Source organism: Ferrimonas sp. YFM (assembly GCF_030296015.1).
In the GTDB taxonomy this organism is placed as follows: domain Bacteria; phylum Pseudomonadota; class Gammaproteobacteria; order Enterobacterales; family Shewanellaceae; genus Ferrimonas.
The window spans coordinates 3,213,461-3,235,393 of sequence record NZ_AP027368.1; the positions used below are offsets into that span (position 1 = coordinate 3,213,461).

Genomic DNA, 21,933 nt, shown 5'->3' on the forward strand with positions numbered 1-21,933 from the left:
AAAAATGCAACATAATGATAGAGTTCACAGAACATCCAACTGCAAAGTCACAGGCATCACAAGCTGAGATCCTGATCATCTTTTGGGCCGGACGCCAACCCCTCGGTTTCACCGAAACCCGACCCAAGCTTTATCTTTTTCAAATCAGTACCTAATGTTGAATGAGCCGGGTTCAATGTCAGTATTTTTTAACATTGCTGACAGCAAACTGAACTCCACTCACTGTTTTTGCAATATCAAGTTTAAACTTTTGCAATTGTTGACGTTGATCACGACGGTTAACCAGAGGTCTGGGGTATCTTCGTGGTGTTCATTATGCATACCTAAATTTAGGTATATGCATGAACAACCTAAACATTGCAGGGAAAAAGTAATGATGATGATGATGAAACCCAACGCCCTATGGCGCGCCATGGCCTTTGCCGGCCTGGGTGCCCTAGCCCTCAGTGGTTGCGGCAGCGACGGCTCCGATGGATCCGACGGTGAAGATGGCCAGCCAGGTCCGGTCGGCAAGCCCGTGACCTCGGCCTCCGCTGTTGTAAGCACTATCACAGGTGCCAGCTTTGATGACGCTGGCATCCTGACTGTGAACTTCTCCTTGGCAGACGCCAATGGTGTTGCCCTCTATGGCTTGAAAGATATCGACATTGCCGGTGTCTCTCTGGGCCGTATCGGTGACGAAGATGAGATCGGCTCCACCGACATTCCGGGTGAGCCCCGCGACGTCTGGCTGAGCTACTACACCAAGACCAAGGGTGAGTTTGAAGGGGAAACCCTCTATGCCGGTTCCGGATACTTCTCCGGCATCTCCTATCGTGGTGATGTGAACTGTACCGACTGTCTGACCGACAACAACGACGGTACCTACACCCTGGTGACCAAGGGCACCAAGCCCGACGGCTCCGCCTACGAGGTGGCCATCGACACCAACGATCTCTACAGCGTTAAGAATGACGTCACCCATGGTGTCTACATGGCCATCAAGGTGCGCAACGACGACGCCAGCGAGATCCACCTGGCCAATGGCGACTACCTCAACACCGCTGGCTTCTACTACTGGCTGCCCAGCGCCAACACCGTTGCAGAACGTCCCAAGCACGTGATTGCCAATGAGACCTGTGAGAGCTGTCACCGTCCCGGTCACGACGGCAACCTGGGTAACATGCACCACCCCGGCAAGCACACTGTGATGGACTCCTGTACCTTCTGCCACGTGGAGTTCAACGAGTACCAGACCAAAGATGATGACGGCAACGTCATCGGCAAGCACGACGGCTCCATCAAGGGCATCGCCCACGAGTTCCACAGCCACTCCTTCTTCGCCGACGATGGCATCTATCCTCAGAACGCCGCCAACTGTCAGACCTGTCACCAGGCTGATGAAGCTGTGGCCAATGCGGATGCCTGGACCGCCGACAAGGACACCGCCACCTGTCTGAACTGTCACGACAGTCAGTACGGCGTGCCGAGCTGGCACTGGGATGCGGACAACAACCAGATCGCTGAGAACTATCAGAACTGTGTGTCCTGTCACGGCCAGGGTGCCCGTGGTGCCGAGGCGGCCCACTACACCGCCAACAACACCGCCCGCTCCACCGAGCTGAAGGTGATCTTCGACTCCATGACCGCTGCGGCTGACGGCTCCTCCATCACCACCATCTTCAAGATCATGGATGGTGAGGATATGGTGCCTCTGAGCCAGATCGATCCTCGCCCCTACAAGTACGGCGGCTTTAACAGCGCCATCGTGCTGAACGGCGTGCTGAGCGACGACTTCCTGGTGAACTACCAGAAAGTGGGCTGGGATACCTTCACTCAGCTGCCAGACGGTCGTCTGCAGTCTGTCATCAGCGACGCCGACTTCGCGGTGAAAGAGCTGATTGATGCCGGTGCCACCATCGCCCTGAGCAGCCAGATTCACGTCTGCTTCGGTGGCCGCGGCACTCGCGAAGACTGTGTGGTCGATGCAGAAGGCAACCTGGACGGACAGGAAGCGCCCTACCTAGTGAGCGACACCTTCTACTTCAACCAGGACGGCACTGCCGTGGCTGACACCCCGCGCATCCAGCATGCCGAGATGACCGCCTGTCAGGATTGCCACACCGCCGCCATCCAGCACCGTTACACCAACGACATGGACGGCTGTGCAACCTGCCACAACGGTACCCGTACCAACAGCTCGGCCACCAGCTCCAACCTGGCCCGCGTGGTTCACAGCAAGCACTACATCGGTGGCTTCTTCAAGAAGACCGACTGTGCCACCTGTCACGGTGATTCCGGCTTCTCCCTGAGCCTGATCCCGGCCAATGCTGCACCTGTAGCCTTCGGTACCACCGACGGTGGTCGCTTCGACCCAGCCACCAACGAGCAGTTGCTGGTGTCTCCGCAGACCGCGGCCTGCGTCAGCTGCCACCTGCCTCCATACGGCCTGAGCGACTCCACCGTGGCTCACATGAAGGCGATGGGCGGTGTGATTGAGCTGAACGACGGCGCCATCGGCGTACCTTCCAGCAGCTACCCAGCCCAGGTTGAAGAGACCTGTGCCACCTGTCACAGCGACAGCCAGGTGCTGGAAGCCCACTCCAACTGGAGCTCCAGCCACTAAGGCATAACGCCTGACCATGAAGCGGCCCACCGGGCCGCTTTTTTTGTGCCGACGCCGGCCCGATGAAATTGTTTCAAAATGTCTGTAAAGATCGCCAAATGTGGAAAGATTGACCAACACCCACACAAAAAGTCGGTCTTTTAACTCGGTTTTTCAGATTTAAAAGCAGCCCTGTCCGGGCTTTTCGCTGAACCCTGGCTGAACCGGCAAGAAACGCCGTTCACATTTCCCTTTTTTGCAACTAAGTTATTGCCTAAGTGAAATTTTTCACTTACTCCTTTCTGGGTAGAGCAATGTAAATCGCTGATGCAAGTCACAGTATTTATGAGAGGAAGTTGATATAAATTGCATTGAATAGGCGCACAACTGAATCTTAATCAAGGCAGTAAGCGTCACTTGGTAAGATGGTTAACAAAAAACCATCTCCAAAAGCAGGGAAATGATAATGATGATGATGAAAACCCCCAACTGGCGCCTGATGGCTACCGCAGCGGTAGTCAGTGCGGCGCTGTCCGCCTGTGGCGGCTCCGACGGCAATGATGGCAATGATGGCAACCCCGGTCGTCCCGGCGGTGAGCCAGCCACCGAAGTCAACCAACTGAACCTGTCCGTTACCGAAGTCAGCTTCGACAACGGCCTTCCTGTCTTCAAGGTGCTGGCCACCAACGAAGAGGATGAGTCTGTTGTTGGTCTGCAGGGCATGAAGATCAACGTAGCTCAGTTGCTGCCCGCCGGTCACAAGACCGTTGGCGACAGCACCCGCTGGTTGTTCTCCGGTGATGACAGCCGCAATGGCGAAGCCGAGATCGTGGATGAGAAGAATGGCTACTACGCCGTGACCTTCTCCAGCCTGGACTCCGCCGACCTGGCCGACGACTTTACCCGCCGCCTGAACGTGATCGTTCCTGCGGGCACCCTGGCCGACGGCACCACCACGGTACCGAATGCCGAAGTCGCCTTTGATTACAATGCAGCCGGCGCCTCCGCCGACTACACCCGCAACATCGTAGCCATCGACTCCTGTGCCGCCTGTCACGGCGAAGGGGAGAAGATCAAACACAGCTACACCAACCCACAGACCTGTGCCACCTGTCACGATGGACTTCGCACCAACCGCGACTTCACCCTGATCGTGCACGATGTCCACCAGGTTGCCGCAGAAGCCGGTGAGTACCCCACCGATCGCGCCGCCTGTAACGTCTGTCACCTGACCTCCGAGCCCGAAGCCGATCTGGCCCTGGCCGAGTGGGGCAACTGGTCCATGGTTCCCACCAAGGAAGCCTGCTCCAGCTGTCACACCAACAGCGCTCACATCACCGAGCAGCCTGACAGCTCCACCTGTGCCACCTGCCACACCGCAGAAGGCACCGGCGTAGTGGCTGGCACCATCGACGCTCACCTGGGTGAGTGGAACGACGCCGCCAAGGTGATTGCCCAGTGGGGCAGCACCACCGAGCTGAACTACGACGCCGACAACAACAGCACCAGCATCACCGTAACCATCACCGACGCTCAGGGCACCGCTCTGGACGCCACCGAGGTGCTGCCCAAGCTGAAGCGCATCGAAGTGCTGACTAACGTTGGTCCGAACTACCCCGTACTGAGCTACGGCACCGGCAGCCACCAGGATGCGGTAGTCAACGGTGAGCTGGCTTCCGGCACCACCATCGTCGATGGCAGCTTCGTCATGCCCATCACCGACCACGACGGCAACCCTCTGCCCTATGGTGCCGCCGGTGCTGATGACGATACCGCCTTCTCCTTCATCGGCGTTGCTGCCTGCAGCAAAGATGGTGCCATCGTTGACTGTGCCGACGTGGCCGACCCCGATGACGTGGCCAACTACACCGGTATGAAAGCCAACATGGCCTTCGTAACAAAGTCTGGTGACGCCCCCTCTATGCGCCACACCGACTCCCTGGACTTCGCCAAGTGTGAAGGCTGCCACAACGAAAACTGGCAGATTCACAAGGGCTACCACTCCGGTTTCGTGATGACCGAACAGGTTGCCCACGACGCCGAAGGTAAGGTTGTTGGCCTGGATGGCTGTGTGACCTGTCACACCCCAGAGGGTACCTACTCCTACGCCAACCAGGGCGCCTTCGAGCAGAAGCTGCACGTGACCCACAAGGACAAAGCCATCATCGGCGACTGTGCCCAGTGCCACACCAGCTTCAACCTGGACTCCTTCGCCAAGAAGGATGTGATCAACACCGGCATCGTTGATGGCGGCAGCGGCTTCAACCCCGCCGACGCCCGTTACGGCACCCCCATCACCGCTACCTGCGCCAGCTGCCACGACTATGAGTCTGCGGTCACTCACATGACCGGCGGCACCTTCGGCAACGGCGTATACAACGGTGAGAAGGCTGACGCCCAGCTGGCCGTGTCCGCAGAGAACTGTCTGGTCTGCCACGCTCCCGAAGTGGTGAACCACGGCAACGTCAAGTTCTAAGGCGTTGGGGAGGGCTCCGCCCTCCCCTTGTTCGGATCACAGTTAGGAATACCTTATGAAACAGATGAAATGGTTAACCCCCCTGGTGGCCGGCCTCGCCCTGCTTACCGGCCTGGGCGCAACCGCCGCGCCCTGGGACAAACTGCCCGACGCGGAAGTGGAGCAGATCCTGGACACCAAGTTTGCCGAGGGTAAATACTCCAGCAAGGGCGCCGACGGCTGTCTGATGTGCCACCGCAAGAGCGACCAGGTGATGGCGATCTTCAAGGGCGTGCACGGCAGCACCAACAGCAGCAAGAGCCCCATGGCTGGCCTGCAGTGCGAAGCCTGTCACGGCCCTCAGGGCAAACACAACCGTGGTGGTAAGGAGCCGATGATTCAGTTCGGTGCCGACGCTCCCATCCCTGCCGCCAAACAGAACAGCGTCTGCCTCTCCTGTCACCAGGATGGCGAGCGCATGGCCTGGCACTCCTCCACTCACAATCTGGAAGAAGTCGCCTGTGCCTCCTGTCACAAGGTCCACACCGACAAGGATCCTATCCTGGATCGTCATACCGAAGTGGATACCTGCACTGCCTGTCACAGCCGTCAGAAGGCGGACATGAACAAGCGCTCCTCTCACCCGCTGAAGTGGGCAGACATGAGCTGCACCGACTGTCACAACCCGCACGGCTCCATGTCGGAAGCGGCCCTGAACCAGGTCTCGGTCAACGACAACTGCTACCAGTGTCACGCCGAGAAACGCGGCCCTTTCCTGTGGGAGCACGCTCCTGTGACCGAGGATTGCTCCCTGTGTCACAACCCTCACGGCAGCGTTAATGAGGGCATGCTGACCAATCGTGCTCCTCAGCTCTGTCAGCAGTGTCACACCAACCCTCACAGTGGCAACAGCATCAATGGTAAGCCCAGCGTGTTTACCTCAGGTCAAAGCTGTTTGAACTGCCACAGCCAGATTCACGGGTCTAACCACCCTGCCGGCAAAGCGCTGCAGCGCTAAGGAGAGGGAAGCATGAGATTCAGATATAACCTGATCACCCTGGCCCTGGCCGGCGTTTCCGGCATGGCAATGGCGGGTGGTTACAGCATCCAGGAAGCCAACCTGGACAAGGTCAACACCGACAAGTGGTCCTGTAAGCGTTGCGTCGTCGAGTACGGTGCCCAGGGCAGCGTTGGTGTGGCCGCCGGTGCGGTGGACAGCGACAACGAACGCTCCGCCAACTACTTCGGCGCAGAAGACGGCGCCTTCGGTGCCTTCAACTCCGATCTGAAATACACCTCAGAGTCCGGCTACGGCGCCTCCCTGGAAGCCCGCAACCTGGGTATGGACAACGGCGAAGCCCGCCTGGCAGCCGGTCACGGCGACACCTGGAACGTGGCCGTGGAGTACGGCAAGCTGGTCACGGTGAAGAATGACCACGCCCAGTCCAACTACTCCGTAGTCGGCAACACCTGGGTCGCCGGCGACCTCAAAGAGCAAACCCTGGAGACCGAGCGCGAGCGCTACGGCGCCGAGCTGAGCTTCGGTGGCGAGATGTGGCAGACCTACGCCAACTTCCGCCGTGAAGATAAGAGCGGCCTGAAGAAAGCCTCCATCTGGGGCGGTACCCCCACCAATGTAGCCAAGCCGGTGGACAGCAGCACCGACACCTGGGAAGCCGGGGTCAAGCTGCAGGGTGAGCAGTGGTTTACCCAGCTGGCTTACCTGGCCTCCAGCTACGACAACAAGGTGGATGTGCTGAACTTTGGCGCGGTTCAGGGCGCCTATCAGGACGCCCCTGACAACGATGCCTACCAGGTGATGGCCAACGGCTTCTACAGCTTCGGTCGCACCCAGGTATCCGGTCGCGTCTCCTCCGGCGAAATGACTCAGGACCAGGATCTGCTGGTGGTCAACAACGGCATCGCCGGGTTCGACGGCAAGATCGAAACCCTGGATGCCAACCTCAAGCTGACCTCCATGGCCACCAACGCCCTGCGCCTGACCGCGTCTGTGGACTACAGCGAGCGTGACAACTCCTCTGACATCCTGGTCACCGAGCTGGCCCTGGACCCCAACTCCGGCGACGCCGCCGAGTACCAGGCCTACGACGTGGACCGCACCACCTACAAGCTGGGCGCAAGCTACCGCATCGCACGCGGCTACCGGGTGGATCTGGGTTATGACCGCAAGGAAGTGACCCGCAGCGCTCAGGACCGCGAAGACACCACAGACGACGCCGTCTGGGGTCGTGTGCGTGTGACTGCCTTCGACGCCTGGGACATCGCCCTCAAGGGTGGCTTCTCCAGCCGTGATGGCTCCACCTACAGGGTAACAGGCAACAACAACGACCTGATGCGCCGCTACAACGTGGCGGACCGGGATCGCAGCGAGGTGGAACTGCGCGTCAGCCACACCCCGTTGGATCGTCTGACCGTGGACTTCAGCGGCTACTACGCCCTGGATGACTACGACAAGTCCGAGGTGGGCCTGACCGAGGCCGAGGATTATGGCTTCGACGCCACCCTGGCGTTCCAGCACACCGAGCGCTTCAACACTCACCTGTTCTTCGGCAAGCAGTGGATCTTCTCCGAGCAGTCCGGCTCCGTGTCCGGTCCTGCCAGCTGGGATGCCGAGGTGGAAGATGAGTTTGAGCACTTCGGCCTGGGCTTCACCTACACAGGTCTGATGGCTGAGAAGCTGGTGCTGGGCGGCGATTATGTCTACGCCGACTCCAACAGTGACACCACCTCTGGCTTCAGCGAGTACGACGGCTACTTCGCCACCAGCTACAACCTCAACCTCTACGGCACCTACGCGGTGAACCCAGCCCTCTCCCTGAGACTGGACTACCGTTTCGAGCGCTACGAGGATGCGGACTACGCCGCGGTGGAGCAGGATGTGGTGCCTAACCTGATCACCCTGGGTGACCTGAACAGCGACTACAACGCCCACATGGTGATGCTGTCGGTGAACTACAAGCTGTAAAGCAGCGATGATGATGGATAAGGCCGGTCTTGTGACCGGCCTTTTTTTATCCCTCTGAACCCACTCTGAATCATCATTTGATAATTCTGCTTATTTCTTGAGCTGTCCCGCCCCGGTCGCTATTCTGCACTGGCTGGCGCACCCGCGCCCTATTTCAGGCCAAGGAGTGGACCTTCTCACCCCTTTAGAGGAGATACACCATGACCGAGTTAACTGTACTGGGCAACCCCGCCTCCATGGAGTTTGTGAAGCTGGCGTTTCTGGCGGGACTGCCGCTGCTGGCGTACCTGATCTACGACATCGTCAGCCTCGACCGCCAACCCAGGCTGTGGCAGACGCAGACGCAAAAAAACCGGCCCTGAGGCCGGTTTTTCCGTTTTCGTCACTGGCTCTGAAGCCGGCTGTCCGCCACATAGGGATTGAGGCGGCGCTCCCGGGCGATGGTGGAGTTGGGGCCATGACCGGGAACCAACTCCGTCTGTTCCCCCAAAGGCCAGAGCAGCTGGGTGATGGAGTGAATCAGATCCCCCTGGTTGCCCCCCTCGAAGTCGGTGCGTCCCACGGAGCCGGCGAAGATCAAATCGCCCACAAAGGCGATGTCCGCCTCAGGGTTATGGAACACCAGGTGGCCCGGGGTATGGCCCGGCGTATGCAGCACCTCCAGGGTCAGGCGGCCCACCTGAATGCGGTCCCCCTGCTCGAGGTAACGCTCGGGCATAAAGGCTTCCACCATGGGAAAACCATAGGTGCGCGCCTCCTCGGGCAGCATATCCAGCAAAAACTGGTCATCCCGATGGGGCCCCTCCACCGGCACCCCCAGCCGCTGTGCCAACACCCGCGCCACCCCGACATGATCGATATGACCATGGGTCAGCAATACCCGCTCCAGGGTGAGCCCCTTCTCTTCGATGGCGTCAAGCAGCAGCTCGGCATCGCCGCCGGGATCGATAAGGGCCGCCCTGTGGGTCTGGGTACACCACAGCAGGGAACAATTGGTTCGGTAGGAGCTTACCTGTAGCACCTGATACTTCATCGTTACACCTCAAGTCTTGCAGTGGCGCAAGCCTACCATGGCCCCATGGCTCAGGACGGACCGACCTTGGCGGGGATTGCAGATCTTTGACCCCGACCCCGAATCCGCTTTCTCCGGGCACAAAAAAGCCGACACCAAGGCCGGCTTTTCATGTCAGGCGTTCTCAGCCACCGAGGACCGCGTCAGCCACGAAGGGGTTGGAGCTGCGCTCCTGACCGAAGGTGGAGTTGGGACCATGGCCCGGCACGAACTCGGTGTCGGCACCCAGTGGCCACAGCTTGCCGGTAATGGAGGCGATGAGATCACCATGGTTGGACATGGGGAAGTCGGTGCGGCCGATGGAGCCGGCAAACAGTACGTCACCCACGAACGCCAGGCCGGAGTCGGCATTGTGGAACACCACGTGACCTGGGGTATGGCCCGGGGTGTGCAGCACGTCCAGGGTGACCTTGCCCACCGCCACCTGCTCGCCATCTTCCAGGTAACGATCCGGGGTGAACGCCTGAGACAGGGCCAGGCCGAACATCTGCGCCTGCTGGGGCAGTTGATCCAACCAGAACTGATCCGCCTTATGAGGGCCCACCAGGGGCACATTCAGCTTGTCCGCCAACATGCGGGAGGCGCCGGCATGGTCGATGTGGGCGTGGGTCAGCAGCACCTGCTCCACCTCGATTCCCAGCTTATCGATGGCCGCCTGAATCCGCTCCAGGTCACCACCTGGATCGATGACCGCCGCCTTATTGGTTTCACTGCACCACAACAGGGAGCAGTTCTGCTGGAAGGGGGTGACAGGCACAATCTGGTATTTCATAACTCACACACTCACCAAAAACTGAGGGCTTAGGGTACCACAGGGTTTCCCCAGGCCAAACGTCCCTAGTCTAAACAGGGTCTTTCCAATTCAAAAGGCAGAAAAAACGCCCCTCTCGAGGGGCGCCTTCACCGTTATATCTTAGCTGGGCTTACTCATCGATGCCGGTGATGTTGCCCTCGTCATCGATGTCGATGCTCAGATAGGCGGGGCGCTCCGGCAGGCCGGGCATGGTCATCACGTTGCCGGTCAGGGCATAGACGAAACCGGCACCGGCGCACAGCCGCAAGCCGCGCACCGGAATGGTAAAGCCGCTGGGCACCCCTTTGAGGGCGGGGTCATGGCTGATGGAGAGCGGCGTCTTGGCCATGCACAGGGGCAGGTTGCCATAGCCCAGCTCGGTCAGGCGGTCGATGTCACTGCGCGCCTGCTCGGAGAGCTCGATGCCATCGCCGCCATAGGCCACCTCAGCCAGGGTCAGCAACTTGGCCTCCAGGGGCTGTTCCAGCTCATACAGAGGACGGAAATCCGCGGGCTGTTGCAGGGCGTCCATCACCGCCTCAGCCAGGGCTCGGGCCCCCTCTCCGCCCTTGGCAAAGGCTTCAGACAGGGCAACGCTGGCACCAGCTTCCCTGACCCGGGCTTCCAGCCAGGCCAGCTCCATGTCGCTGTCATCGGGGAAACGGTTCAGCGCCACCACCACAGGCACGCCATAGCGGCGGGCGTTGTCGATGTGCCACTTCAGGTTGGCGAAGCCGTCGGCCAGGGCATCGAGATCTTCCTGGAACAGGGAGTCCGGCAGAGGCTGGCCGGGACGCAGGTCGTAGCGCCCGGAGTTGGCCTTCAGGCCGCGTAGGGTGGCCACCACCACGGCGGCGTCCGGGCCACGTCCGGCGGCGCGCGCCTTGATGTTGCAGGCTTTCTCAAAGCCCATGTCGGAGCCGAAGCCCCCTTCGGTCACCACCACGTCCGCCAGCCCCAGGGCGATGCGATCGGCGATCACCGAGGAGTTGCCATGGGCGATGTTGGCGAAAGGTCCCGCGTGCACCAGGGTGGGCACCCCTTCCAGACTCTGCATCAGGGTGGGCTGGGCGGCGTCTTTCAGGATGGCGGCCATGGCACCGGCGACACCGATTTGCTCGGCGGTCACCGGCTGGTTGTGTTCGTTGTAGGCCAGGACCACCTGCCCCAGTCGCTGACGCAGATCCTTGAGGTCCTTGGCCAAGGCCAGAATGGCCATCAATTCGGAGGCGGCGGAGATGTCGAAGCCGCTCTCGCGCTCCAGGCCGTTGACGGTTTTGCCAGGTTCATTGAGGCCGATGCGAATCTTACGCAGGGCGCGGTCGTTCATGTCGACCACGCGATTCCAGACGATCCCCTCGGCGGTGACGCCCAGGCGAGGCAGGCCGGAGCGGGCCTCGAACTGATCGCCCTGACGCTGCTCATGGTAGGCGCGGGCATCGATGGCGGCGGCGGCCAGGTTGTGGGCCGCGGTCACGGCGTGAATGTCGCCGGTCAGGTGGAGGTTCATCTCCTCCATGGGGGCCACCTGGGAGTAACCGCCACCGGCGGCGCCGCCCTTAACCCCAAACACCGGCCCCATGCTGGGCTGACGGATGCAGGCCATCACCTTCTGGCCGATGGCCTTGAGCCCCTGGGAGAGGCCGATGGTGGTCACGGTTTTGCCTTCACCCAGAGGCGTTGGGGTGATGGCGGTCACCAGCACCAGCTTACCCTGGGGCGCGGCACTGGCGCGCTTGAGCAGCTGGTGGCTGAGCTTGGCTTTGTACTGCCCCTGGGGGACCAGCTCTTGCGGCTGGATGCCTGCGGCGGCAGCGATGTCAGTGATGGGGGCCAAGTCAGCAGATTGAGAGATTGCGATGTCTGATTTCATTATTATTTTCCGGGTACGACCTTGAAGCCGCGCACATTGTACTGGAAAAGGGGCCTAATTCAGACACCTTTTTATCAAATTTGGACCAAGGCCGTAGCTGGCCCCAAAATCGTGCAAACTGGGAAATTTACTTATTAATTCATAACCTTAAGCAAAACCGCGACGTACACTCTGGTTTCCATCCTGTTGCTGGGGGTAAACAGCACAATGGAAGCTTTTGATTTGAGAAGGCAAAATGGGCTTTTCTCCATTCAAGGATGATGATGGATAACCGCCCCCTGCCCTGGCTGCTGGCCCTGGTCGCTGCCATTGCCTACACCGCCGTTGAGGCGTTTCGCCCCTTTCCCTTCAGTTGGCTGCTCAAGGCCCTGCCGGCACTGGCTCTGTTGCAGTGGAGCCTGGGACGCACGGTTCTTGGCCCCCGCCCCCTGCTCTACCTGGCCCTGGCGGCGGCCGCCTGCGGGGACATCGCCCTGGACTTTGGCCACAACTCCCATCTGGTGCCGGGCCTGGGTGCCTTCAGCCTCACCCAGCTGTGTCTGTGTCTGCTGCTGTGGCGACACCCTGCTGGCCGCCCAAGCTGGCAGTGGGTCACCCTGCCCGCAGGTACCCTGGTATTCCTGTGGCTGATCTGGCCCTATCTGGATGGGCGGGCACCGCTACTGGCCCTCTACAGTCTGCTGCTGACCGCCATGGTGATGGGCGCGATACGGGCTAACCTCAACTGGCAGAGCCAGCTCGGGGCGGCGCTGTTCCTGATCTCCGATTCGATGATCGCCATCGACACCTTCGTCTACCACTCGCAGCTGGGGATGACCACCATCTTTGTCACCTACTTCGCCGCACTGATGCTGCTGGTCACAGGCCTGACGGCACCCCGGAGTGAAAGCGGAACAGGGGATCCGGCTCCACCATCAGCCGCCACTCCGCCTCACCAATCTCCCTGACCCGCTCATCGATGGGCTCAGGGCTGGCCAGCTGCGCCAGTGCCAGGTAATCCTGGTAGTGGCGGGCCTCCGAGCGCAGCAGGGACACGTAGAATCGCTCCAGCTCCTCGTCCATATAAGGCGCCAGGGCGGCAAAGCGTTCGCAGGAGCGCGCCTCGATGTAGGCGCCAATGATGAGACGGTCCACCAGCACCCAGGGGTCGTCCTTTCTCACCAGCTGCATCAGCGAGGCGGCGTAGCGGGACGCACGAATGGGCTCGATGGCGACACCCCGGGCCAGCATCAGCTCCCGAACCTGCTCGAAATGGTGCAGCTCCTCCTTGATGAGGCGCACCATCTTCTCCACCAGGGGACCCGCCAGGGGCGCATCCGGGCGGCAACTGAGCCCGGCGGGGGTCACCTCACTGGCCCTGGCCTGCTGCCCCTGGGCCAGCTGAGGGCGATACACCCTGTCCTCGAAGGGGCGAACCCAGCCCTGCAGGCGTTCACTGGCTCCCTTGTCCAGGGCGTATCGCCTGAGCAACCACACCGCGGTCTGGGCCGCCTTAAGCTCGCACAGCAAATGGTCCTGCAGCACCACCGCCAGACGCTCGGGACGCCTGGCCTCCTCTATCCATGAGCCTGGGGTCTCTCCGTGCAAAAAGGCCTTGACCGGCGCCAGTAATCTCTCCACTGCCAACTCCTTATGGCTGATACCTTCATGGGGCGAATGGTATCGCTCGGACCAGGGCGAAACAAGGGGACGGTTTGCCCGGGGTTCAAGCTGAGGTGGTACACTGAACTGCATGTCCACTCAAGATCTAACGCCATGAAAACCGAGGATCTCTCCCTGTTTCTGCTGGTGGCCGATTGCGGTTCCATCACCCAGGCGGCCGATGCCGCCGATCTGCCGGTGGCCAACGTCAGCCGCCGCTTGCGCCAGCTGGAGGGGGAGTTGGGCTTCCCCCTGTTTGCCCGCACCACCCGGCAGCTGAGAATCACCGAAGAGGGGCAGGAGTTCTACCAGCAGGTACAACCCATGCTCACCGAACTCAGTGCCACCATAGAGCAGCTCAGGGACAAACGCAGCACCCTGTCAGGCAAGCTGCGATTGCAGCTGTTCGCCGACTCCAATCTGGTGCTGCCCTTCCTGCAGAAGTTCCAGCAGGCCCACCCGGAGGTCACCTTCGACGTCGAAATTCCCGGCAAGGAGCTGGATCTGCTGGAACATGGGTTTGACCTGGGGATGCGCATCGGCCCCCAGAAGGACTCATCGGAAGTGGCGCGCCTGGCCGGAAAGCTGAGGCGGATGGTGGTGGCGTCCCCGGACTACCTGTCCAGGCACGGTCGCCCGGACAGCCCCCAGGCGCTGAGCCAGCACAACTGCATTCTGTTTCGCATGCCCAATGGCCGGCTGGACAATCAGTGGCAGATCCAGGGAAGCGAACCTGTGGAGGTCGCCGGGGACTTCATCGTCAACCAGCAATCCTTGCTCGATGACCTGGTGTGCAGCGGCCATGGTATCGGCTTCCTGCCCAGCATTGTCGCCATTCCCCTTATTCAGCAGGGGAGGCTGGTGGAGCTGTTCGATGGGGACGATGATCAGGCGGAGGAGATCTGGCTGATCTACCCCTCCCGGCGCCACCCCAGTCAGCTGTCGCGGGCCTTCATCGACTTCGCCCTGGAGGAGGTACGACGCAATCCTGCCTTCCAGTTATTGAGATAAAATGAGGTTCCAAGGGTTTAACTGAGGCAAAAGCCCGTTCATTTTTTCATTTTTCGATAAAGTCATTCTGACTGATGCCGGTTCATCCCCGAAGGGGCTGCCCATAGACTTGCGGCACACTCCCCCAATTCGAGGCTTTGATGAATCGCTTTTCCTCCCCAGCCACCCTATTGGCCCTGAGCCTGTTGCTGCAGGGGTGCACCCCGCCAGCCCAGGTCACCGCCGATAAAACCCCACGCCCGGTCAGGGCGATGGTGCTGTCCCAGCCCCAGTCCATGGAGCTGGTCTCCTTGCCCGCCACCCTGGAGCCCGTTGAACACGCCGAACTGGCGTTTCGGGTCGCCGGGCCGGTACAGAGTGTCCTAGTACATCAGGGCCAGCGCGTTCGCAAAGGTGAGGTGCTGATGCAACTGGATCCCCACGATTTCGAGGTTCAAATTGCCGAGTATCAGGCCAGACTGGTGGAAGCCAGAGCCCAGGCCCACCAAGCGAAGCAGGAGCGCGCCAGGGTCGCCGCGGCGGACAGAGACGATGCCATAGCCCGGGTGGAGCTGGACAGGGCCAATACCGCGGTGGAGCGCACTGCCGCGGCGGTGACCGTCGTGGAGCAGCGGCTGCAGATGGCCCGGGACGCCCTTGGCTACTCGGTGTTGACCGCCCCCTTCGACGCCGTGGTGTCCAGGGTGGCCATCGAGGCCCATGAGCAGGCGGTCCCGGCAATGGGTGTGTTGACTCTGCATGGGGAAGCCGGTTTTCAAGTCAGGCTGGACCTGCCTGAGCAGCTGGCCCACCGCGTCCACATCGGCATGAAGGCGGCACTGCAGCTTAAGGACCATTCGGGGGAGTTCGAGTCGGAGATCGCCGAAATCAGCCATTCCGCCAGCATGATGAGCCGCACCTTCCAGGTGATCGCCACACTGGACCACCAGCCTCAAGGCGGCTGGCCGGAGCAGACCGGCCTGATGACCCTGGCCCTGCCCTCCAGCCAGCATCCCGGTTTCCTGCTGCCCAGCAGTGCGGTGCAATCTCGGGGAGAGGCGGCCTACGTCTGCGTCATCGACAATGGCCGGGTGGTGAAAACCCAGGTTGAGGTGGTCGGCTACCAGCGTGACCGAATTCGGGTACAGGGCCAGCTTCATCAGGGCGATGTGGTGATGATCTCCGGCGCCCCCTACTTCGACCATGGGGCGCAAGTGGGTGACGTCCTGCTGGGTGACCGTCAGGTTGAGCTGTGAGGGTACCGGAGATGAATTTCGCTTCTATCGCCATCAACCGGCGCTTTTTTACCAGCTTTATCACTACCCTGCTCTGCCTGATGGGCCTCTATGGCTACTTTGCCCTGGGCAAGCTGGAGGACCCCGCCTTCACCGTAAAGACCGCCGCCGTGGTGACCCTCTACCCCGGCGCCAGCGCCGAGGAGGTGGAGATCAGGGTCACCGATGTCATGGAGCGCAAGCTGCAGGAGATGGGACGTCTGTGGAAGCTGCGCTCCGTGAGCCGCCCCGGCCAATCCATGGTGTTTGTTGACCTCTATGACACCACCACGGGGAAACAGCTTCCTCAGGAGTGGGACCTGCTCAGACGCAAGGTGAATGACGTTAAGCTGGAGCTGCCCATGGAGGCGCAGATCTCCGTGGTCGTGGATGAGTTCTCCGAGGTGTTCGGCATGATGTTCGCCGTCACCGGAGACGGCATCGCCCCAAGGGAGCTCAACCACTATGCCCGGCTGTTCCAGCGTCAGCTAAAGGCGGTGGACGGGGTCAACAAGGTGGCGGTTCAGGGTTTGTATGAGCGGGCGATCTTCATCGAGATCGATGAAGCCCGTCTGGCCAGCTATCGCATGACACCCGCCCAGTTGCTGGACCAGCTCTACAGTCAGAGCCTCATCAGCCAGCCCGGGCAACTGACCCTGGGGTATGAACGGATTCGCCTCAGTCACAGCGACACCCTGGACTCGGTGGCTTCGGTGCAAGCCCTGATCCTCAGGAGCGGCGCCGGCCCTCTGGGAGACCAGAGATTCAAGCTGGGGGACGTGGCCGAGATCTTTGAAGCCGACAGCGACACTCCTCTGGTGATGAACCGGTTCAACGGTCAGCGAGCCATCACCCTGGCGGTTAACCCTCAGGATGGCCTCAATGTGGTCGCCATAGGTGACAGTCTCAAGGCGGCGATGGCCAGGTTTGAGTCCAGCATGCCTGCTGGGGTTGAAGTGCACACCATCGTCTTCCAGCCCGATGAGGTGCAGAAGTCGGTCAACAACTTCACCGGCAACCTGCTCAGTGCCGTTGCCATCGTGGTGGTGGTCCTGTGGATCTTCATGGGCTGGCGAAGCGCCACCATAGTGGGGGCCAGCCTGGGCATCACCCTGCTGCTGACCCTGGTCTACATGCTGATTGCCGGCATCGACCTGCACCGGGTTTCCGTTGGCGCCTTCATCCTGGCACTGGGGATGCTGGTGGATAACGCCATTGTGATTACCGATCTCTACATCGCCAAGGTGCGCACCGGCATCGAGCGGCGCGTTGCCGCGGCAGAATCGGTCAAGGAGACTCAGATTCCACTGCTGGCCGCCACCCTGATCGCCGTCGCGGCCACCTCGCCGGTGCTATTCAGCCAAACCGCCTCCGCCGAGTTTGCCATCGATCTCTTCTACGTCATGGCCTCCTCCCTGCTGCTGAGCTGGGTGGTGGCGGTCACGGTAACCCCCCTGATGTGCTGGGCTTTCTACAAGCCCGCCGAAGGGGCTGAAGCCGTGCCTGCCTGGCAGAACAGAGCCCGGACGGTGATCACCTGGATCCTCAACAACCGTAAAACGGCACTCAGCGTGATCGGTGGCGCCCTGGTGGTCACTGCGGTGCTGAGCACCAAGGTGGTACTGAACTTTATGCCCGGCTCGGACAGGGCGATCACCTTCGTGGATTACTGGCTGCCCCAGGGGGGCGACATCAAGCAGACGGCGGCGGACATGGCCAAGATTGAAGCCTGGCTCCTGGCGCAACCGGAGGTCAAAAGCACCGCCAGCTTCATTGGCGGCGGTGCCCCCAGGTTCACCGTGACCTATGAGCCCGAACCCAACGACCCCGCCTATGGTCAGATCCTGGTGAATCTGGGCAGCTATGAACAGATCCCTCAGCTGCGCCGGCGCGGTGACGCCTACCTTAAGGCCCATTTTCCCCATGCCGAGCCCAGGTTTCGCCCCCTTAAATTGGCCACCGTGGACAAGTTCAACATCGAAGCCCGCTTCAGCGGCCCGGATCCCAAGGTGCTGCGTGAACTGGCCAGTCAGGCCAAGGCCATCATGAATGCTCACCCCAATCTCAAATACGTCAGGGACGATTGGCGCCAGCCTTCCAAGGTACTGATTCCCCAATTCAATCAGGACAGGGCCAGGCTCAGCGGCGTCACCCGTAACGACGTCAACGTCGCCCTGGCCAGGGCCACCGATGGGTTCAGGGTGACCAGCCTCTATGATGGCCGCGACCGGCTGCCGGTGTTGCTGCGTAACCCGGAGGTCCAGCGCAATGACTTCAGCTCGCTGCTGACTCTGCCGGTCACCCCTTTGCTCGGCAACCACGTGGTGCCCCTGGGTCAGGTGGTCGATGGCTTTCAGCTGCAATTTGAAGAGGGGCAGATCTGGCGACGTAACCGGCTGAGAACCATGACGGTTCAGGCCGACGTAGAGGGAGTCTACGCCTCCCAGGCCAGGCGGGAGATCGCCCGGGAGATCCAGGCCATTGCCCTGCCCGACGGCTACAGCATGGAGTGGGGCGGCGAGTTCTATGACGAGGACAGGTCGGTTCGGGACATCTTCGCCCAGTTGCCCAAGGCCGGGGTGTTCATGCTTATCCTGATGGTGGCCATGTTCAACGGTTTGAGGCAGCCTGCGGTGATCCTGCTGACCATTCCCCTGGCCTCCATCGGCGTCGTGCCCATCATGATGCTGTCCGCCAAGCCCTTTGGTTTTATGTCCATCGTAGGCACCATCTCACTGACCGGGATGATCATCAAAAACGGCATAGTGCTGATGGATCAGATCAACCTGGAACTGGCCAGAGGCCGCGCCCCCTTCGATGCCCTGGTGGAGTCTGCGGTAAACCGGACTCTGGCCATCAGCATGGCCGCCCTGACCACGGTGCTGGGGATGATCCCTCTGTGGTGGGACGCCCTGTTTGGCCCCATGGCCGCCACCATCATCGGCGGCCTGACCCTGGCCACCTTCCTGACCCTGCTGATCATGCCGGTCATCTATGCGGTGCTCTACAAGGTGCCGGCTCAAGAGGAACAGAACCATGCGTAAGTACTTACTCCCCCTGCTGCCCCTCATCCTCAGCGGCTGCGCTGTGGGCCCGAAGTACCAGGCTCCGGATCAACCGAGCTGGCAACCTGCCCACTGGCAAGCCTCGGGCTCCACGTCCGCGGTGCAGGCGGATCTGAATTGGTGGACTCAGTTTGAGGACCCCACCCTGGAAAACCTGGTCACCCAGGCGCTCTCCGACAACCTGACGGTGCTGGCCGCCCAGGAGAGGGTAAAGCTGGCCCGCAGTTACCGGGAAGCGGTGTCTGCCACCCGCCTGCCGCAGGTGGGATTGGGGGCGGGCTATGTGGCCGGGCAACTCAGTGAACAGGGGCCCATAGGCGGCCCCCTGCGCAACCCCAGTGTGGGAGGCCAGCCCCTCGGCTTCCCTCTGGCCTCCCGTCATCTGGATGCCGCCTACCTGGGCCTGGGTGTGGCCTGGGAACCGGATCTCTTTGGCAAGACCGCCAGCCTGATTGAAGCCAGCGACGCCAGGGCGGAACAGGTGGAGATCATCGCCGATGGCACCCGGTTGATGGTGGTCAGCGCCGTGGTCAGCAACTACCTGCAGCTGCGCAGTGCCCAGGAGCAACAGTCGCTGCTCAGGGCTCAGCTGGCCGATCTGGAGCAGATCCAGCCCAGAGTCGACAGTCTGAGCCGTCACGGGCTCACCTCCAGCGCAGAAGCCGCCCAGGTGGCGGCCCAACGGGAGGCGGTGGCGGCGATGCTGCCTCAGCTTGAAACCGTTATAGAGGTTCATGGCCGCCGATTGGCGATCCTGTTGAGTCAGCCCTCGGGCAGCCTGCTGGCTGAGCTAAAACAACCGACACCTCTGCCTCAGATTCACAGGGTGATCCCCATAGGCCTGCCCTCGGAACTGCTGAAACGACGACCGGACATCCGCCTGGCCGAGCGGCAGATGAAGGTGGCCAACGCCGAGTTGGGGGTGGCCATGGCCAACCGCTATCCCAGTTTCTCGCTCACCGGCACCCCAGGCGTTGCCGCCAGTGACTTCAGCGATCTCTTTGCCAGCGGCAGCAGTGCCTGGAGCTTTGGCGCCGGCGTCAACTGGGCCCTGTTTGACGGCGGCTTACGGGAGGCGATGGAAGCGGTGGCCCAATCCCAGGTCAACATCGCTGCCCTGGATTACCAGCGCACTCTGCTCGGCGCCTTCTCCGAGGTGGAAACCCTGCTCAGCGCCTACGGCTACAGCGAACAGAACCTACAGGCCCTGACCCGCTCCCGGGACCAGGTGGCCAAGGCGGTGTCCCGCACCCAAAGCCTGACAGACTCCGGGCTGGCGAGTACCACAGATCTGCTTAAAGCCAGAGCCTCGCTGCACCAGGCCAACGCCTCACTGGTTCAGGCCAGGGCCCGCCACGCGCAATTGGTGGTGACCCTGTATCAGTCTCTGGGAGGCAGTTGGTCAGAAAGTTGAGGCCGAGGGCATACCGGCCCTGCCGGTATGCCTGATTTCGGGGTACACTTGAGACAGGAATGACTCTTCAGAGACCCTCAAATGGAAAAATGGCAAGCTTGGCTGCTGATCGCCCTGATCCTCGGCGTCATCGTCAGCAACATCATGGTGCTCAAGTACACCGCCAACTATAAGATGCCTCAGTTTGGCAAACCCAACCTGCCCAAAGCCCCCCGCAAGCAAGGCGACGAAGCCGACAGCGCCCCTAACGACGACGGCGACGCATCAGGCAAATCAGGGCAATAGCCAGTCCCCAACCAAATGCGAAGGCGCTGCCGCCCCCCCCACCGCCGCTGTTTGGCGGCACGGTAACCGGAGGCACCAGCGACACCGTTGCCTGGCTGGTCAGTCCGCCGGGCGCGGTCAGCTCCAGAGTCAGGCTGCGGGCGACACCCTGATCGAAGGTCACCAGGTTCACCGTGCGGTTCAGCTGACCGTCGGCAAAACTCACCGGCAGACTCAGCGCGGTGTAATCCCGTCCCGCCTGCGCCGTCCCATCCCGGGTCTCAAGTTGCACCGTCAGTGGACCGCTGCTGCCTCCCTCACGGTTCAGCACTATGGCCAGTACCTGGCCCGAGGTGACCTGATAGCCGGATTGACTGAACACCGCGGTGCCGGTGGCGCCGACACTGCTGTCGATGATCTGCACCGAATGCTGATCCCGCCCCAGGGCCGCCCCGCCAGGCCACAACAGCTGCGCAGTCAGGGTTCGGTTGCTCTGGGCACTGTCCTGGGCCACCTGAAGGCTCACCGTGGTACGTTCAACGCCGGCCGCAAACGTCAGTGGCAGTAAGCGTTCACTTCCGTCCACACTCACCAACAGGGTGGCGGCTGCCCGCCCCTGGGTGTCACTGCGGCTGATCCCAAGCTCAAACGCCTGCCCCTCCTCCACCGAGGCGGGCGAGCTGTCCAGATCCACAGTGCCCCTGATCGCCACTGGTGCGGCCTGGGTGCCGATAAACTCGGCGGACTCATTCAGGGTCCGGCCGTTGTCCGCTTCCTGGGCATCACCACACCCCAGGGGCGAACTCAGCAGAGGCGAGGAGTAGCTCGGCAGGGTACTGGGAGAGACGAAGGACCACATCACGGTACGGCCAAAACCGCAATCGAAGGCGTGGCTGTAGGGAAACAGGGCGCTGTCGTTGCCTTCATGGCCGGCACCAAAGTTGTGGCCAATCTCATGGGCCGCCACGGAGTTACGAATGCTGTCGGACAGGCCGTTGTAGGTCACCACCGAGTGCCTGCCGGGAAGGAAGGCGATGCCGGCGGCATCATCCATCTCAGGCACCAGCAACATGCCCAGATCAGCGCCATAGTAGAGGTTCAGGGCATCGTTAACCTCATCCAACTGACTGAAATCGGTCACCAGGGCATCCGCTGCGCCCTGCTGACTCAGGGTACTCAGGGGAATGATCCCTTTCAGCTTGAGATCGACGGCAACCTGAGAGTTCTCCATATAGGTGTTGGTGGCAGTCACCATGGCGTTCACCATGGTCTCAAGCTCCCCATAGCTTGGGTAGGGCTGGGCCCAGTCCGGCAGCCACACCAGCAGATCCACTTCCCGGGCACCGGGCAGTGCCAGGGGAGTCACCATCCGGTTGGCTTTGAAGCGCTCCAGCTCCGCCGCCATCTGCGGATTCCACAGGCCGTCACTGCCCATGGACACAGGCTCGGCGGTCACCGCCGACGTCGCCAACATCAGCCCGGCCAAACCGGCAAATCTCGTGATCATGCCCTTCCCCTTTTT

16 protein-coding genes are annotated in these 21,933 nt (G+C 61.3%); 11 read left to right on the forward strand and 5 right to left on the reverse strand.

The window, feature by feature from the left end; all coding sequences use genetic code 11:
* Positions 1 to 373: 373 nt before the first annotated feature.
* The 5 genes from QUE41_RS15065 to QUE41_RS15085 all read left to right on the forward strand — a co-directional run bounded on the left by QUE41_RS15065 (position 374) and on the right by QUE41_RS15085 (position 8,387).
* Positions 374 to 2,605, forward strand: a complete 2,232-nt coding sequence (locus QUE41_RS15065) for a multiheme c-type cytochrome (protein WP_286339828.1) — start codon at positions 374 to 376, stop codon at positions 2,603 to 2,605.
* A 445-nt stretch (positions 2,606 to 3,050) separates the two neighbouring features.
* Positions 3,051 to 5,060 (forward strand): OmcA/MtrC family decaheme c-type cytochrome, encoded by a 2,010-nt coding sequence (locus tag QUE41_RS15070; protein WP_286339829.1) that lies wholly within the window; start codon positions 3,051 to 3,053, stop codon positions 5,058 to 5,060.
* A gap of 64 nt (positions 5,061 to 5,124) precedes the next feature.
* The gene (locus QUE41_RS15075; RefSeq protein WP_286342950.1) at positions 5,125 to 6,057 is read left to right on the forward strand and encodes a DmsE family decaheme c-type cytochrome; all 933 of its coding nucleotides are present in this window, start codon (positions 5,125 to 5,127) and stop codon (positions 6,055 to 6,057) included.
* A gap of 12 nt (positions 6,058 to 6,069) precedes the next feature.
* Positions 6,070 to 8,025: an MtrB/PioB family decaheme-associated outer membrane protein gene (locus QUE41_RS15080; protein WP_286339830.1), complete on the forward strand. Its 1,956-nt coding sequence runs from the start codon at positions 6,070 to 6,072 to the stop codon at positions 8,023 to 8,025.
* A gap of 200 nt (positions 8,026 to 8,225) precedes the next feature.
* Positions 8,226 to 8,387, forward strand: coding sequence for a hypothetical protein (locus QUE41_RS15085; protein WP_286339831.1), 162 nt, complete (start codon positions 8,226 to 8,228; stop codon positions 8,385 to 8,387).
* A gap of 20 nt (positions 8,388 to 8,407) precedes the next feature.
* Here the strand turns inward: QUE41_RS15085 and QUE41_RS15090 are convergent, their stop codons facing one another.
* From QUE41_RS15090 to QUE41_RS15100, 3 genes are all read right to left on the reverse strand, one after another.
* Entirely contained in the window at positions 8,408 to 9,058 is a 651-nt protein-coding gene (locus QUE41_RS15090) for an MBL fold metallo-hydrolase (protein WP_286339832.1), read from the reverse strand.
* A gap of 163 nt (positions 9,059 to 9,221) precedes the next feature.
* Positions 9,222 to 9,869 (reverse strand): MBL fold metallo-hydrolase, encoded by a 648-nt coding sequence (locus QUE41_RS15095; RefSeq protein ID WP_286339833.1) that lies wholly within the window; start codon positions 9,867 to 9,869, stop codon positions 9,222 to 9,224.
* A 151-nt stretch (positions 9,870 to 10,020) separates the two neighbouring features.
* Positions 10,021 to 11,763 (reverse strand): formate--tetrahydrofolate ligase, encoded by a 1,743-nt coding sequence (locus tag QUE41_RS15100; RefSeq protein ID WP_286339834.1) that lies wholly within the window; start codon positions 11,761 to 11,763, stop codon positions 10,021 to 10,023.
* A 263-nt stretch (positions 11,764 to 12,026) separates the two neighbouring features.
* Between QUE41_RS15100 and QUE41_RS15105 the strand changes: the two genes are divergently transcribed.
* Entirely contained in the window at positions 12,027 to 12,710 is a 684-nt protein-coding gene (locus QUE41_RS15105) for a lysoplasmalogenase family protein (RefSeq protein ID WP_286339835.1), read from the forward strand.
* Here the strand turns inward: QUE41_RS15105 and miaE are convergent.
* Entirely contained in the window at positions 12,622 to 13,383 is a 762-nt protein-coding gene (gene miaE, locus QUE41_RS15110; protein ID WP_286339836.1) for a tRNA isopentenyl-2-thiomethyl-A-37 hydroxylase MiaE, read from the reverse strand. The two genes, QUE41_RS15105 and miaE, sit on opposite strands and share 89 nt — an antisense overlap.
* 135 nt (positions 13,384 to 13,518) lie before the next feature.
* Here miaE and QUE41_RS15115 point away from each other — a divergent pair, with 135 nt between their 5' ends.
* From QUE41_RS15115 to QUE41_RS15135, 5 genes are all read left to right on the forward strand, one after another.
* The gene (locus tag QUE41_RS15115; protein WP_286339837.1) at positions 13,519 to 14,415 is read left to right on the forward strand and encodes a LysR family transcriptional regulator; all 897 of its coding nucleotides are present in this window, start codon (positions 13,519 to 13,521) and stop codon (positions 14,413 to 14,415) included.
* A gap of 140 nt (positions 14,416 to 14,555) precedes the next feature.
* A complete protein-coding gene (locus QUE41_RS15120; RefSeq protein ID WP_286339838.1) occupies positions 14,556 to 15,650 on the forward strand; it encodes an efflux RND transporter periplasmic adaptor subunit in 1,095 nt (364 codons plus the stop codon).
* 11 nt (positions 15,651 to 15,661) lie between these two features.
* Positions 15,662 to 18,712, forward strand: a complete 3,051-nt coding sequence (locus tag QUE41_RS15125) for an efflux RND transporter permease subunit (RefSeq protein ID WP_286339839.1) — start codon at positions 15,662 to 15,664, stop codon at positions 18,710 to 18,712.
* A complete protein-coding gene (locus QUE41_RS15130; RefSeq protein ID WP_286339840.1) occupies positions 18,705 to 20,147 on the forward strand; it encodes an efflux transporter outer membrane subunit in 1,443 nt (480 codons plus the stop codon). Before QUE41_RS15125 ends, QUE41_RS15130 begins: the two co-directional genes overlap by 8 nt.
* 81 nt (positions 20,148 to 20,228) lie before the next feature.
* On the forward strand, positions 20,229 to 20,432 hold the full coding sequence (locus tag QUE41_RS15135; protein ID WP_286339841.1) for a DUF2897 family protein: 204 nt from the start codon (positions 20,229 to 20,231) through the stop codon (positions 20,430 to 20,432).
* On the opposite strand, the gene QUE41_RS15140 is transcribed toward QUE41_RS15135, so the two are convergent.
* Positions 20,392 to 21,918, reverse strand: coding sequence for a zinc-dependent metalloprotease family protein (locus QUE41_RS15140; RefSeq protein ID WP_286339842.1), 1,527 nt, complete (start codon positions 21,916 to 21,918; stop codon positions 20,392 to 20,394). The two genes, QUE41_RS15135 and QUE41_RS15140, sit on opposite strands and share 41 nt — an antisense overlap.
* Between the last annotated feature and the right edge of the window lie 15 nt (positions 21,919 to 21,933).